At 62.0% G+C, this 14766-nt stretch carries 10 protein-coding genes; 6 read left to right on the top strand and 4 right to left on the bottom strand.

Annotation, left to right across the window (positions count from 1 at the left end; translation table 11 throughout):
* Position 1 precedes the first annotated feature (1 nt).
* The 3 genes from AF70_RS03110 to AF70_RS03100 all read right to left on the bottom strand — a co-directional run bounded on the left by AF70_RS03110 (position 2) and on the right by AF70_RS03100 (position 3157).
* Complete coding sequence (locus AF70_RS03110; RefSeq protein ID WP_019580165.1) at positions 2–616, bottom strand: TetR/AcrR family transcriptional regulator; 615 nt, start codon at positions 614–616, stop codon at positions 2–4.
* Positions 617–851: 235 nt separating this feature from the next.
* Positions 852–1496, bottom strand: coding sequence for a TetR/AcrR family transcriptional regulator (locus AF70_RS03105; protein ID WP_019580163.1), 645 nt, complete (start codon positions 1494–1496; stop codon positions 852–854).
* A 2-nt stretch (positions 1497–1498) separates the two neighbouring features.
* Positions 1499–3157, bottom strand: coding sequence for a bifunctional 3-(3-hydroxy-phenyl)propionate/3-hydroxycinnamic acid hydroxylase (locus AF70_RS03100; RefSeq protein ID WP_028941330.1), 1659 nt, complete (start codon positions 3155–3157; stop codon positions 1499–1501).
* Positions 3158–3388: 231 nt separating this feature from the next.
* Here AF70_RS03100 and AF70_RS03095 point away from each other — a divergent pair, with 231 nt between their 5' ends.
* The 5 genes from AF70_RS03095 to AF70_RS03075 all read left to right on the top strand — a co-directional run bounded on the left by AF70_RS03095 (position 3389) and on the right by AF70_RS03075 (position 12648).
* Complete coding sequence (locus AF70_RS03095) at positions 3389–6289, top strand: AAA family ATPase (RefSeq protein ID WP_028941329.1); 2901 nt, start codon at positions 3389–3391, stop codon at positions 6287–6289.
* A gap of 276 nt (positions 6290–6565) precedes the next feature.
* On the top strand, positions 6566–6781 hold the full coding sequence (locus AF70_RS03090; protein WP_019580160.1) for a hypothetical protein: 216 nt from the start codon (positions 6566–6568) through the stop codon (positions 6779–6781).
* 117 nt (positions 6782–6898) lie between these two features.
* Positions 6899–8413, top strand: coding sequence for an efflux transporter outer membrane subunit (locus AF70_RS03085; protein ID WP_019580159.1), 1515 nt, complete (start codon positions 6899–6901; stop codon positions 8411–8413).
* 30 nt (positions 8414–8443) lie between these two features.
* The gene (locus tag AF70_RS03080) at positions 8444–9556 is read left to right on the top strand and encodes an efflux RND transporter periplasmic adaptor subunit (protein WP_028941328.1); all 1113 of its coding nucleotides are present in this window, start codon (positions 8444–8446) and stop codon (positions 9554–9556) included.
* On the top strand, positions 9553–12648 hold the full coding sequence (locus AF70_RS03075) for an efflux RND transporter permease subunit (RefSeq protein ID WP_028941327.1): 3096 nt from the start codon (positions 9553–9555) through the stop codon (positions 12646–12648). Before AF70_RS03080 ends, AF70_RS03075 begins: the two co-directional genes overlap by 4 nt.
* A 115-nt stretch (positions 12649–12763) precedes the next feature.
* Here the strand turns inward: AF70_RS03075 and AF70_RS03070 are convergent, their stop codons facing one another.
* Positions 12764–13771 carry an aldo/keto reductase gene (locus AF70_RS03070; RefSeq protein WP_028941326.1) on the bottom strand — a complete coding sequence of 336 codons (1008 nt, stop codon included), beginning with the start codon at positions 13769–13771 and terminating at the stop codon, positions 12764–12766.
* 92 nt (positions 13772–13863) lie between these two features.
* On the opposite strand from AF70_RS03070, the gene AF70_RS03065 reads away from it, so the two are divergent.
* Positions 13864–14763 carry a LysR family transcriptional regulator gene (locus tag AF70_RS03065; protein WP_019580155.1) on the top strand — a complete coding sequence of 300 codons (900 nt, stop codon included), beginning with the start codon at positions 13864–13866 and terminating at the stop codon, positions 14761–14763.
* Positions 14764–14766 lie beyond the last annotated feature (3 nt).

Genomic DNA, 14766 nt, shown 5'->3' with positions numbered 1-14766 from the left:
ACTAGTCGAGAGAAGGAAGTGTTGGCAGCTCTGTAGTCGCCAGCGCACGAGCCTCCTCTGGTGCCACACCCAATGCCCGCAGCACCAGCTCGGCCGTGTCAGAGCCCGATTCGCGCCACGTTCTATGCCCTTCCAGCACCAGGAAAATCGAGCCCAGCACACTGCTCGATATCAGCGTCAAAACTGAGAGCAATTGCTCCTGCGCAAACGTGTACCGCCCACTGGCAAGTCCACTTAGAAGATCGGTAGTCGCCTGGCTGCTGAACATTTCACGCAACGAAGCATTGCTCATGGCGAACTTATGGATGAACGCCCCCCAATGGGAGTCCTCATGAGCGCGACGAATGAAGAGTCGAATGCCATTGGCAAGACGCTGAGCCGGATCGGTGAGAGCGTCGAAGCTCTTGTTGACGCGCTCATGCATCTCCCTGGCGAGATGGCTGGCAACTGCCTCGAACAGGTTTTCCATGCTGTCGATGTTGCTGTAGATCGTTCCGCGCGCTACTCCTGCCTCTTGTGCGAGGTCAAGGATGTTCACCTGGGAGGTACCTCTTTCAGCGAACAGGCGGAAAGCGGCTTGATGAATGCGGCGCTGTGTCGGATTCAGGGATTCCACGTTCTCTCTCCAAAATTACCTTATGAGTCAATTGAACACGCGTGTTCAGCTGCAGTCAACAAAGTTTTTTGAATCAAGAATGAAACCATCCAGGAAAACCGTTCTATGCCGCATAAAAACGGATTCATCGAATGTTTTTTCAAGGTCCACGAAAAGATTTGGAGTTCTATTCACCAACAAAAATGAACATGAATGTTCAGCAGAAGGCCTGGCGAATCGAGAATGATATCAGGGGCTAAGGTAGCGGCTTACCGGCGATTTTCTTGGCTCTGGCCGGTGTTACGCCCAGAGCCTTGAGAATCATCTCGGCGACCAGCAGATCGTGCTCTGCCGCCGCACGCCCCTCGACAACCGAGCGCATGGCTCCGGTTGTGCACGATACGACCATGTCCAGGGCGACCCCTTCGTCCTCATAAGCGAAAGTGCCCGCGCGCAGACCTTCACGCAGGTCACCCAGCACATGATCAGCCAAACGCGAACGCATGGCCTGATCGGAATGGATGATGCGCAGAAGCGCGTTAGCCCATTGATGGTCGTAGGCAGCCCGACGGACGAACATGCGCACGCCGATCGAAAGCCGCTGTGCGCCGCAATGCACGTCCGAGCTCAAGGCGGAAATGGCATCGGAGAACTCGGACGCCATGGCGATGCCAACGGCCTCGAGCACTTCGTCGCGCGTTCGAAAATAGTTGTAGATGGTGCCGTTGGATACCGCAGCCTCCGCGGCGACCTCGAGCAGTGCAATCTCCCCCACCTCCTTACGTGCGACAAGACGCAATGCCGCGTCCACCAGGCCGCGACGGGTGCGTTCACGCTTCTTGTGACCTCGAGTGAGAGGTTCTTGCGCAGTTTCTTCTGAAGGAAAAGTGGGGGACGGCATCTTCACGCTCTTAATCGAGGGGGCTCGTTGATGGTAATGGAAACGCTATCGGCAGTGGAATCGACGCTGGCCATCAGGATCTGGCACTCTCGAACCAGACTGTCTGCCTCTGTGCCGGGAGCGTGGTGCATGATGATACGGTCGGGGCGAATCGCAACGAGCGTGCCTTTGGCAGCCAGCGGCAGGATCTCATGGTTCAGGTCTTCGATGAAGTCGCAACCGCTGTCGGAGCGCTGACCACAGGGGCCGATCTGCAAGAAGTGACCGCCCATCTTGATCCATGAAAAGACTTGAGCAGTGCTCAGCAGTGATAACGGGTCAACGCCGAACCCGACCAGGGTCAGGTTGTGTCCAAGCGTATCGTCGCTCAGCTGGATCCGCTGTTGTGTGTTGCGCACCCAGGCCTGGGGAAACAGACTGCCGCGAACCAGTTTGTCGCTACGACGATGCTGCATGAACAGACCGTTTTTGAAGATATTCTTCGGCTTGATGTCCAACTGTTCGAAGTATTTTCTGGACGCGGGCGTCAACGCCAGCGTGCGCATCATGCCGTGGATGAAGAAAGCGGCGACCTTGTTTCTCGGCATCACCAGGCGGCCCATGAGTTTCGCCAGATTGATCATCGCCTGGGCATGGGGCCGGCGCTCCACGTCATAGGTATCGAGTATTGAAGGCGCGGCTTGCCCGTGAAGGACCCAAGCCAGTTTCCAGGCAAGGTTGGCGCCATCTCGAAGTCCTGCGACGAGACCTTGCCCGACAAAGGGCGGGGTGATGTGGGCCGCGTCCCCTGCAAGGAAGACTCGCCCCTTGCTGAATCGGTTGCAGCAGCGCGCGTGGAATCGATACACCGCCTTGCGCTCGATTTCCAGCTCCTGCGGATTGATCCATGGCGCGATCAGCCGGGCGATGCTTTCCGGGCTTTCCAGCTCTTCCCGGGATTCGCCGGGGTGCAGCATGAACTCCCAACGTTCCCTTCCGCCGGGAGCGGGCATGTGCGGTGTCGGGCGCCGTGGATCACAGATAAATTCAACGTGATCGATCGCTGATTGATGCCGGTTCCTGGTATCGACAATCAGCCAATCCTCTGCATAGGTTTGTCCTTCGAATTCCTGGCCAATCAAGGCCCTGACCCTGGAACTTGCTCCATCGGCACCTATCAGGTATCGGGCGCGAACGGAATGCACGTGGCCATCCTGATCCCGTACGGAGGCAACGACACCTTCCGACTCCTCGACCAGATTCTCAAGCTCGAATCCGCCCAGGCTGGTCACTGTCTTCAGTCGGGAGACCTGGTTGCGCATCGCATGTTCAAGATCGGGTTGATAGAACGTCACCAGTTTGGGATGACCGTCGATGCACCCCGCGGTATTGGCCCGACTGAATTGCCCGAGGACCGGGGAATGCATCTTCACTTCAGGGATAACGATCTTCTCGAAAGCGTCTTCCGACAATCCGGCCAGTTGCAGGATGCGAAGCGCCTCGTTGTCCAGGGCAATGGCGCGGGGCATCAGCAGGACCTCATGGGACTTGTCCAATACCAGCGTCTTTACACCATAGCCGCCGAGCAACGCCGCGATTGTCGCCCCTACCGGACCGTTACCGACGACCAGCACATCGACAGCGGTGGAAGGCAATTCGGAACCTTTCTTGTTGTTGTTCATCTCGAGCCCTTGTTGTGATTGAAGTCGTGAGACACGCAGGTCTCATCGTCAGGCAAGGTGAAGGTATGTAAAATTGAAACATTTTTCAATATTGAAATTCTTGTCATTAATTTTTTGGTACCAGTTTCCGACCGACGAGGCTTGGCTTCCGAGCCGATCAGCGTTGTTATTGGAGTGACCACGTGTCATGCCTCACGGCGCATAACTCTGTTTCAGTTTCAGGAATCCAACGTGGTACGTCCGCAATCCCATCCGAATCCGGTCCAGCTCTGCTTCGTCGAGTTCGAACTCGACGAAACCAACGCCTGCTTGTCACGTAATGGAGAAGCCGTGGCATTGGCACCAACGCCCTTCATGCTGCTTTGCGCGCTTGCACGCCAGCCGGGATCGCTGGTGACCAAGGATGCTTTGCTGGATGAAGTGTGGGGACATCGGTTTGTCAGCGATTCAGTGTTGAAGACGGCCATCAGCGATCTGCGCAAGGTGCTGGGCGACGACCCCAGGCAGCCCCGCTTCATCGAGACGGTGTCGCGGCGCGGCTATCGGTTCATCGCCGGGCCGTCCCCTGCCCCTTCGATACCGTCTGCATCCACGACGGTGCCGGCGGTCGTTGCCTATCCGTCGACACCATTCATTGGTCGCACCGACAAACTCTCAAGACTGCAACGGGCATGGGAGCGGGCTTGCGGTGGGCAACGGGCGGTGGTTTGGCTGGCCGGAGAACCGGGGATTGGCAAGACCACGTTGATCGAGCATTTCCTCGCCAGCCTAGGTGGCATCGCCTGTGCCCGCGGCCACTGCGTGGAACACTACGGCACCGGCGAACCGTACCTGCCGGTGCTGGAGGCGTTGGCCGATCTGTGCCGCAGCGACCCTGCCCTGCCGGCACTGCTGCGCACCGTGGCGCCGACCTGGCTGCTGCAACTGCCGTGGCTGAGCACAGCGCAAGAGCGAGACGCGTTGCGGCGAGAACTTGCGGGCATCGGTCCGGATCGCATGCTGCGAGAAATGGGCGAACTGTTGGACCGCTACACAGAGCAGCGACCGCTGTTGCTGGTGACTGAAGACCTGCACTGGAGCGATCGGGCGACCGTCCAGCTCATCGACTATGTGGCGCGTCGGCGCGGTCGCACACGGCTTATGTGGCTGTCGAGCTTCCGCGTCGCCGAGGTGGTAGCGCTCGAACATCCGCTCAATTCGTTGCGCCACGAACTGCGCCAACAACGTCTTTGCGAGGAAGTGGTGCTCGATCCGTTCTCGGAAACCGAAGTCGCTGACTACATCGCGCTACGTTCGACATCGCTGGCGCGCGATGAAGCCTTCGTGCGTGCCCTGCACGAGCGCACCGACGGTGTACCGCTGTTCGTGTCGTCAGTCATCAGTGAAGTGATGGATCCGGCGGACGACGACGCCACCATCGAAGCCCGACTGGCGGGAATGGCGGTTCCCGAAAACCTCGCAGCCATCATTGATCACTACATCACCAGGCTCGGGCACGGGCAGCGTGCGCTGCTCTCGGCGGCAGCAGTCTGCGGCGTCGAGTTTCGGGTCGAGACGGTTTCGCTGGCCCTCGAGCGCGATCTCGCTTGCGTGGCTGACACCTGCGAGGAACTGGTGCGCGAGCAGATGTGGCTCACGCGGTCGCGGGTCGCCGAACCTGATGAAATGGCGGAGCTGCCCTACTCGTTCCGCCATGCCCTCTTCCGCCAGGTACTGTACGACCGCACGCCGCGCTCGTTGCGTACCCACCTTCATCACCAGGTTGGCGCCGCGCTCGAACACGAGCGCATGGCCGGCGTGCCGGTGGCGGCCTCGGAACTGGCGACACACTTCGACCGGGCTCGGCAGCCGATGATCGCGCTGCGTTATTACGCCGAAGCCGCGGAAGCCGCGCTGCTGCACTTCAGCCCAGCCTTGTGCATCGGTCTCACCGAGCGCGCGCGGGTCCTGCTGCGGCAAGCACCGGAAGGGATCGAGCGCAATACGCTCGAAATTACCCTGGCGACGCTACAGGGCGTATCGGCTTTCCATACGCTCGGTGTCGGCAACGAAGCCAGGAACGCGTTCGAACGCGCGTACACGCGGCTAGCGGAGGTACCCGAGCATCCGATGCGCGGGCGCCTGCTGCATGGCTTCGGCTATCTGCTCGGGCTGCGCGGCGACTATGCGCAGGCGCTGGCGGTAGCAGAGCGCGCCGAAACCCTTTCGCGCGAGGCGAATGATCCAGCGCTCATGCTGGTGGCATGCATCGTACAGGGCGAGGTGCATCATCTTCAGGGGCGCACGCAAGCGACCCGCCATTGGCTGGAGCGCGCGCTCGCAATCGCCGAGCCGCTGGACATTGGGGCGAACGAGATCTTTGCGGCCGATCCTCAGGTCATGCTGCACGGTATGTTGGCCATAGAACTCGTGCGTTCCGGTCTTGTTGTGCAAGGCCGGGACCACATGCAGCGGGCGCGAACCCGCGCGCAGGCGCTTCGCCAGCCCATGACCTGGCTGGTCGCCACCTGGCAAGAGGTGTTGATCGAGGTGCGGATGGGGAACCCTGTGCGGGTGGCAGCGCTGGCTGACGACATGCAGACGCTGGTCGACGAGTATTCGCTGGCACTGGGGCGCACGGCTTGCCGCTGGTGGCGCGGCTGGGCCGAGGCGCGCAATGGCGCACCGCGTGACGGCTATCGCAGCATCCGCGAGGCCTACGACGAACACACCGGACTCGGCATGCGCTCCGGTGCCAGCGAGGTGCTCGGCTACGCCGCCGAGGCGCTGCTGCTGGCGGGTGACTTGAACGCTGCGCAAGTCGAGCTACAGGAAGCACTACGAGTGGGGGAAGAACTGGGCGAGCGCGTGTACCTGCCGCAACTGTTGCTGCTGGAGGCAGCGATTGCGCGGATGCAGGACCGGCTCGATGCCGGCAACATCGCAGCGCGGCGAGCGATTGAGGAAGCGCGCACCCAGGCGGCACCGTGGCTGGAGCTGCTCGCGCTGGTCGAGTTGTGCGAGCACCACGACGCGGCTACCGAGGACCGCCGGACCCTGGCGGCGCTGGTTGAGCAATTGCCCGAAACCGATGGAACCGAGCTGGTGAAGCGTGCGCGCTCGCTGCTTCAGGCTACAAAGCCCGTGAATTAAAGACGCAAAACCTGTGGGAGCGAGCCTCTGTGGCGAGGGGGCTTGCCCCCGTTGGGGCGCGGAGCGCACCCGAATCCAGTCACCGCGATTTTGAGTTAGAAAGCGGCGACCGGTTTTACGACTGCTTCGCAGTCGAACGGGGGCAAGCCCCCTCGCCACCGAGGCAGGCTCCCACAAGGGCTGCAGTATTCCCGACCGAAGTACGACCTTTCGCTTACGACTTGACCAGGGGGACGGCCTACGCTGTCGTCGAACTTTCTGATCCCCTGGTCTGCAATGAGCCTGAACCCTGAATCCAAGTACCCGAACCGCCGCTCGTATGTCGTGAAGCTGCGTAGCGACGCCATGCCCGGGGCGCTCGTGGGCCGCCTCGAAAACCTGGTTACCGGACGTCAAAGCGAGTTTTCGTCCGCCGAAGCGTTGCTGGAGTCGATTGACTCCGACCTCGCGTCAGCGACCGGCGAGCACGCGGCAGATGCCGACAGCGAGTGACACCTCCAACCTGAATCAACACTCGATATGGCGACCGAACGGCGACGCTTCGCTGACGACTTCGCACACACCGGGCCCTACGCTGATGCCACCTCGAATCTACACGAGTCCAATCCGATGCCGCGACCTCCAACCTCCCATCCGCTGACCCGCTGCGCCGGGCGCACGCCCCTGCAACATGCCGAACGCCTGCTCGGCGTCGTCGTGGGTGCGGCGCTCGCCGCCTCTATCGCCCTGGTCTTGACCGGTTGCTCCACGGAGACCGCCAAACCGTCGGTGCCCCTGGCAGCCAAGTTCGCAGCAAGCACAGCCTCCGAGATGGAACCCGAAGCCGCGTGGTGGGAAACGTTCAACGACCCGGTGTTGACCGATCTGGTGCGCCGCGCAATGCACGAGAACCGTGATATCAAGATTGCCGCCGAGCGCGTGCGCACCGCTCGCGCCGGCGAGACGATCAGTCGCTCCTGGCTCTTTCCGAGCGTCGGAATGTCCGCCTTCGGCTCCGACAGTAGTAGCGGCTACAGCACGGCCAAGAAGCAGGGAGTTCCGGACACCAAGACCGTCGGCGCAGGCCTGGACGTCTCTTGGGAACTCGACCTCAGCGGACGCCTGCGCGCAGGCGCGGCAGCAGCCGAGGCCGAGGCACTGGCTGCGGAGGACGGCGTGCGTGGCGTGCGTCTGTTGGTAATGAGCGACGTTGCCAGCAACTACTTCACGCTGGTCGGTGCGCTGCGCCAGGCCGAAACGTTACGCGCGATCTCGACCGCGCAGGACGAGACACTGCGCCTGGTTAATGCCCGCCACCGTGTCGGGCTGGCCACCGCCTTCGACGTCGAGCGCGCACAGACCGATGCCGCTTCGGCGCGCGCGCAGATCCCTGCGCTGGAAACCCAGGCGGCTGTGGCGCGGCACCGCATCGCGGTATTGATCGGTGACCAGGCCTTTAATGCCGCGAGTATCCAGCCCTCCCCCGGCAACGTGGTGGCGCCCGCGGCCCGACAAGGGCAGCCCGCCACCCTGCTGCAGCGCAGGCCTGATGTATTGGCGTTGATGGCGCAACTCGATGCCGCCAATGCGCGCCGTCAACAAGCCGCAGCCGAGTGGTTTCCACGGTTGTTCCTCGGGGCATCCTATGGCCGCCAGGGCCTTGAGATGAACGGTCTGGACCTGGGCGCCGCCCGCTTCACCAACGTAGCCGCCCTGCTCACCATGCCGATCTTCAACGCCGGGCGCACGCGCGCGATCAACGAGGTCGCCGAGAGCGGCCAACGTGAAGCGCTACTGCGCGCCGAGGACGGCATTGTGCGCGCGCTCGAGGACGTGGAAAACGCCCTCGTCACCCAGACCCAGGAGCGCCAGCGTGCCCAATCGTTGCAGTCGGCCACCGAGTCCGCGGAGGCTGCGCTGAGCCACGCGCAGTCACTCTACGATAGAGGCCAGATTGATCTGCTGCCGCTGCTGGATTCACAGCGAGCGCGTCTGGCGGCACGCCTGAACGCCAACGAAAGCAACACCCGCCTGCTGCTCGACAGCGTGCAGCTCTACAAGGCATTGGGCGGAGGCTGGCAGGTGTTCGAACACCCCGCCACTCCCACCGCAACCATCGAAGCCGACCGGCCACCACTTTCCTAAGAATCTGTCGTTTTCCAAAGAGGAACCGTCTTGAAGAATTCCCTTACTGCGGCCGGCGCCCTGGCCGTAGCCGTCATGCTGTCCGCGTGCAGCCCGGACCAACCCACCGTGCAGGCACCACGACCGGTTCGCACCGCTGAAATCAGCTACGACAATGCCCGCGATATCAGTCGCTATGTCGGCACCGTACAGTCGCGGCACGAAGTCGACCAGGCCTTCCGCGTGGGCGGCAAGGTCGCCCAGCGCAAGGTCGATGTCGGCCAGTATGTGCACGACGGCGACATCCTGGCTGTGCTGGATGACAGCGACTACCGCCTCGCTGAAGACGCGTCGCGACAACAATGGACGGTTGCCGTCGAGCAGACGCACCAGGCCGATTCGGACCGCCAGCGCCTGACCGCGCTGAAGGCTGACGGCTCGGTCAGTGCAGCGGATGACGAGCGCGCGCAGACCAACGCCCAAACCGCGCATGCGACCGCCGAGGCCGAGGCACGAAAGCTCGAACTCGCGCGCAACCGGCTCAAATACACCGTGCTGCGCGCCTCGCGTAGCGGTGTTGTCACGGCTGTACGCTTTGAGGCCGGACAGGTCGTGGCCGAGGGCCAACCGATCGTCTCGGTTGCGAATCCGGATGAGTCCGAGATCGTCATCGATGTGCCCGAGGATCAGCTGTCGGTCTTCAAGGAGGCGCGTTTCAAGGCTTCGCTGGCCAGTGCACCGAACGAAGTCTTCGATGTCACGCTGCGTGAACTGTCGCCGCAAGCTGCGGCGCAGACACGCACCTATCGCGCGCGGCTCAAGCCGGTGCAGGCGCTGCCACTGGGCGCCACTGCCACGGTAACCGCCGAGCGGATGATGACAAATGTCTCCGTGGCGGCGGTGCCAGCCACGGCACTGACACAAATCGGCGGCCAGCCAGCGCTGTGGGTGGTCACGCCCGAGGGCAAGGGTCCGGCGGGCATCGTCGAACTGGTGCAGGTGGCGGTGTGGGGCTATCGCAATGACGAGGTGCTCGTCTCCGGGCCACAGGCCGGCGCTTTGGTCGTCACCGCCGGGGTGCAGAAGATGGCATCCGGGCTGAAAGTCGCGCTTCCCGGCGCGTCGATTGTTGACGCGAACACCACGCAGCAGGCCGCCCGATGAACAACTTCAACCTCACCGACTGGGCGCTGCGTCACCGCGCCATCGTCCTGTTCATGCTCATCCTCGTCGCGGTGGCCGGTGCCTTCAGCTTCACCCGGCTCGGTCAGCTCGAGGACCCGAATTTTTCCGTGCCCTCCATGACCACCATGGTCATCTGGCCGGGCGCTACCGCCCAGCAGATGCAGGACGAGGTCCTCAATCGCATGGAGAAGAAATTCGAGCAGATCGACAACTTCGAGAAGGTGGTCACCTATGCGCGCCAAGGCTACGCGGGCATGACGCTCACCGTGCGCGGCGGCACCTCCAAGGCTGACCAGCGCGAGGCCTGGTACCAGGCGCGTAAAAAACTCAACGACCTGAGCCTCGAGCTGCCTGACGGCGTGATCGGGCCGATCGTAAACGACGAGTACGGCGACGTGTATGGCCTGATGTACGCCGTCAAGGGCGACGGCATCGGTCACGCCGACCTGTCGGACGCGGCCGAAGACATCAAGCGCCAGATGCTGAAGGTGCCGATGGTCAAGAAGATCGACCTCATCGGCAAACAGGCCAAGCGTGTCTACGTCGAGTTCTCGCACGAGCGCCTGGCAGCGCTGGGCATTACTCCGCTGGCCATCGCCGAAAGCCTCAAGAGCCAGAACGCCCTGTTGCCCGCAGGCCAGATCGACACCCGAGGCGACCGCGTGATGGTGCGCGTAAGCGGCCAATTCGCCAGTGAAGAAGCTATCCGTAACGTGCCCATCACTGCGGGCGGTCGACTGATCAAGCTCGGCGACATTGCGACCGTTACCCGTGGCTTCGAAGATCCGCCCACCTACACGGTACGCCACAACGGCCAGCCAGTGCTGATGCTCGGCATCACGATGACCAGCGACGGCAACATCGTGGACCTTGGCAAGGCGATGAATACGGCAGTCGCCAAGATCCAGTCCGAACTTCCACACGGCGTGGAGCTGGAGCTGGTGGCCGACCAGCCAACCACGGTGAAGGACGCCATCCTGGACTTCGGTCATGCGCTGGCCGAGGCGCTGATCATCGTGATCGCGGTGAGCCTGGCCAGCCTGGGCTGGCGCGCCGGCCTCGTGGTCGCGACCACGGTGCCGCTGGTGCTGGGCGGCGTGGCGCTGGTGATGCTGGCGATGGGCTGGAACCTCGAACGCATCTCGCTCGGCTCGCTGATTATCGCGTTGGGACTGCTGGTGGATGACGCCATCATCGCCATCGAGATGATGGTGGCGAAGATGGAAACCGGCATGGACCGCATAAAGGCGGCCGCCTTCTCCTATCAGTCCACCGCCATGCCGCGCCTGACCGGCGCACTCATCACCGTCGTAGGCTTCCTGCCGATCGGCCTCTCGAAGTCCACCACCGGCGAGTACGCAGGTGGCATTTTCTGGATCGTCGGCGCCGCGGTGCTGTTCTCGTGGATCTGCTCCGGCATCTTCACACCGTACTTGGCAGTGAAGATGCTGCCCAACGATTTGGGCAAGCACCAGCACGGTGATCTGTATGACACGAAGTTCTACCGCAGCCTGCGCCGCCTGATCGACGCCGCCATCGAGCACCGCTGGGTGGTCATCGGCGCGACGTTTGGCGCCCTGGTGCTGGCGCTGGCCTGTATCAAGCTAGTGCCGCAGCAATTCTTCCCTAACAGTTCGCGTCCTGAACTGGTGATTGACCTGCGCGTCAAGGAAGGCTCCTCGTTCGCCGCGACGACCGAGCAGGTCAAGCACATGGAAGAGATCCTGGCGAAGGACGAGGACGTGCGTTTCTATACTGCCTACACCGGCGCCGGCGCACCACGCTTCTATCTCTCGCTCAACCCCGAGCTGCCGAATCCCGGATTTGCCCAGCTCGTTGTGATGACCAAGGACCTGGATGCACGCGAGCGAGTCCGTGCACGGCTGATGACCTCGGCCGACCAACAATTCCCGCAGGCATGGGTGCGCGTGACCCGGCTCGAGTTGGGCCCCCCTGTCGGCTACCCGGTGCAGTTCCGCGTCGTCGGCCCTGATACCCAAATGGTGCGCCAGATCGCCCGCGACGTGGAGAAGGTGGTGGCGTCCAACCCGAAGGTGCGCGACCTCCAGCTCGACTGGAACGACCCGGTGCGCACGCTGAAAGTGCAGCTGGATCAGGACAAGGCGAGCGCGCTGGGCCTCACGCCGGCCGACGTGTCGCTGGCGACCCAGACCGTGATGAACGGCGCAACCCTGTCGCAGCTGCGTGAGCACGAGGACCTGATCGACATCGTGGCCCGCGCCGTGCCTGAGGAGCGCTTGAGCCTCGACACACTCAAAGACATCAACCTCTACACGCGCCAGGGCACGGTGGTGCCACTGTCGCAAGTCGCACAGGTGCGCTCGGAACTGGAAGAGCCGGTGCTGTGGCGCCGCAACCGCGACATGGCGATCACGGTGCGTGCCGACGTGAAAGATGGCGAGCAAGGTGTATCGGTGACGCAGCAGATCCGGCCGTTGCTCAAGGAGATCGAAGCGAAACTGCCGTCGGGCTACCGCATCGACGTGGGCGGCGCGGTGGAGGAAAGCGACAAGGCCAACAAGGCGCTGCTGGCGGTGGCCCCGCTGATGATGATCAGCATCCTGCTGCTGCTTATGCTGCAACTGCAGAACTTCTCTCGCATGTGGATGGTGGTACTGACCGCGCCGCTGGGCTTGATCGGTGTGGTGCCGGCGCTGCTGGTGTTCCAGTCGCCGCTGGGCTTCGTCGCGATCCTGGGCATCATTGCACTGGGTGGCATGATCATGCGCAACTCGGTCATCCTGATCGACCAGGTGCAAACCGAGATCGCCGAAGGACGCGACCCGTGGAATGCCGTGCTGGATGCGGCCATTCACAGGACTCGTCCGGTGATGCTGACGGCGCTGGCCACCGTGCTTGCAATGATCCCGCTAACGCGCAGTGTGTTCTGGGGGCCGATGGCAATTGCGATCATGGGCGGTCTTACCGTGGCGACGCTACTGACGATCTTCTTCGTCCCGGCGTTGTACGCCGCATGGTTCAAGGTGGATCGCCAGACGGCCGCTGATACCCCACAGGTACGGGGGAACGCCACGCTCGCTTCTGAGTGATGAGTGTCCCCCACCGTGTGATGGGTAGCATTGCGATCTTGATCGACCGCTCTGCTACCCATCGAACGCCTGCGTTCAGTATGCAAACTGAACACTCATCCTCTTCTTAATAGTGTCAGGCGGCACCAGGGACATTGGTTCCCATGCCCGCCGGCAGGAACGGTCGAATTTCGTCGATCTCCGCAGCGCTGAGGCGCAACTCCAGGGCTGCAATCAGCCCGTCTACTTGCGCGCGATGGCGGGCTCCGACAATGGCGCCCGTCACGACCGGTTTGCGAAGAACCCAGGCGATGGCGACCGCAGCAGCGCTCACCCCGTGCCTTTCTCCAATACGTGCCATGACGTCAACCAATGCCAGGTTCGCACTCAAACGGGGCTCCTGGAAATCAGCACTTCGGGCCTTGCGCCAATCGTCTTCGGGCAGTTGCGAGATGCGTTCGCGCGTCATGCTGCCGGACAGTAGCCCTGATTGAAGCGTGGAATAGGCAAGCACACCCATCCCGCTCTGCTCACAGAGTGGCAGAACGTCCTGCTCGATGTCCCGCATCAAGGCCGAGTACGGCGGCTGGAGCGAAACGATCTCCGTCACCGCCTGCGCCCGCTTGAGTTGAGCGACATCGAAATTCGATACACCGATAGCGCGAATCTTTCCTTGATCGCGCGCGGCGGCCAAAGCCGAAAGCGCCATTTCAATGCCTTCACTGCTGGCGTCGGCAGGAAAAGCAGGCCAGTGGATCTGATAAAGATCGATCGTCTCGACTTGAAGCCGGCGCAAGCTTGCGTCGATCTCGGCAAGCAAGGATTGAGGGGCCAGTGAATGCGAAATCTTCTTCGTGACCGGGTCCCAGACCAGACTGCCTTTGGTGAACACCAAAGGACGCCGTGAGGCCGGCACCCGCCGCAGCAATTGCCCCACCAGTTGCTCCGCATGGCCCAAGCCATAAACCGCAGCGGTATCAATCCAGTTCACGCCGCGTTCGACGGCATATTCAAGTGCGCCCAGGCTGTCCTTGTCATCCTGCGCTCCCCAACTGTACTCCCAGCCGGTGCCGGCGATTGCCCAGGTTCCCAGGCCAATCGGCGAAATCAGAAAATCCGATGATCCAAGACGATTGTTTTGCATAGCGACCTCTCCACGAATGATGGAGGAAGTATCCGGCAGAGGTCTCATGACGATAAGATAGGTAATCGTATTTGAACTACTGAACAACACTCATGAGTTATCACCCCGATCTCTCTGAACTCGACGCCTTTGCCGCCGTCGCTCGCCATCGCAGCTTTCGCAAGGCCGCCGACGAACGTGGCGTTTCGGCTTCCGCGTTGAGTCACGCAATGCGAGCGTTGGAAGCACGTTTGGGCATCAGGCTGCTGAACCGAACCACTCGTAGCGTGACCCCGACCGAGGCCGGCCAGCAGCTATTGGCAACGCTGGTCCCGAGCCTGCACCAGGTTAACGATGCATTGGCGCAATTGACCTCGATGCAGGAAGTGCCCACTGGCAAACTTCGCCTCAACGTGGCGCGTCCGGCGGCTCGCATCGTGTTTGCGAAAGTGCTGGCGCCCTTCGTGGCCAGGTATCCACGTATTCAGTTGGACCTGATCACCGATGATGGATTGACCGATATCGTGAACGAGGGATTTGACGCTGGAGTCCGCTTTGGTGAAAGCCTGGCCGGTGACATGATCGCAGTCCCTGTCGGCGCACCTCAATCGTTCGTGACCGTAGCCGCGGATGCTTATCTGGCCGCGAAGGGAACCGCGCACGTCCCCCGCGACTTGCTCGACCATGCGTGCATTGCCAGGCGTTTTCCCAGTGGCAAACTTTACGCCTGGGAGTATCAAGCCGACGGTCAACCGATACGATTGTCCGTCACCGGCCCGCTGATTCTGGAAGACGATGGGCTGATGATCCAGGCAGCGAAAGACGGCGCTGGTATTGCCTATGTCTACGAGGAGCTGGTGCGCGACGATCTCCGGAACGGGCATCTCAGAGAAATACTCCAGGAGTGGAAAGCACCGCCCAGCCGGTTCTTTCTTTACTACTCAAGCCGGCGGCATGTGCCACCCGCCTTGAAAGCGCTCATCGAATTTATCAGCGCTCGCGAGGCTGCGTAGCCG

This window comes from Pseudomonas sp. KD5 (assembly GCF_012932895.1).
Taxonomy (GTDB): domain Bacteria; phylum Pseudomonadota; class Gammaproteobacteria; order Pseudomonadales; family Pseudomonadaceae; genus Aquipseudomonas.
Note: the sequence above shows the minus strand (reverse complement) of the source record. Positions and strands in the feature narration are given on the sequence as shown.

What these genes read in the sequence shown, in the direction of transcription:
- AF70_RS03105 (WP_019580163.1), bottom strand. Translation starts at nt 1,496, where the DNA reads ATGCCGTCCCCCACTTTTCCTTCAGAAGAAACTGCGCAAGAACCTCTC.
- AF70_RS03100 (WP_028941330.1), bottom strand. Translation starts at nt 3,157, where the DNA reads ATGAACAACAACAAGAAAGGTTCCGAATTGCCTTCCACCGCTGTCGAT.
- AF70_RS03090 (WP_019580160.1), top strand. Translation starts at nt 6,566, where the DNA reads ATGAGCCTGAACCCTGAATCCAAGTACCCGAACCGCCGCTCGTATGTC.
- AF70_RS03085 (WP_019580159.1), top strand. Translation starts at nt 6,899, where the DNA reads ATGCCGCGACCTCCAACCTCCCATCCGCTGACCCGCTGCGCCGGGCGC.
- AF70_RS03075 (WP_028941327.1), top strand. Translation starts at nt 9,553, where the DNA reads ATGAACAACTTCAACCTCACCGACTGGGCGCTGCGTCACCGCGCCATC.
- AF70_RS03070 (WP_028941326.1), bottom strand. Translation starts at nt 13,771, where the DNA reads ATGCAAAACAATCGTCTTGGATCATCGGATTTTCTGATTTCGCCGATT.
- AF70_RS03065 (WP_019580155.1), top strand. Translation starts at nt 13,864, where the DNA reads ATGAGTTATCACCCCGATCTCTCTGAACTCGACGCCTTTGCCGCCGTC.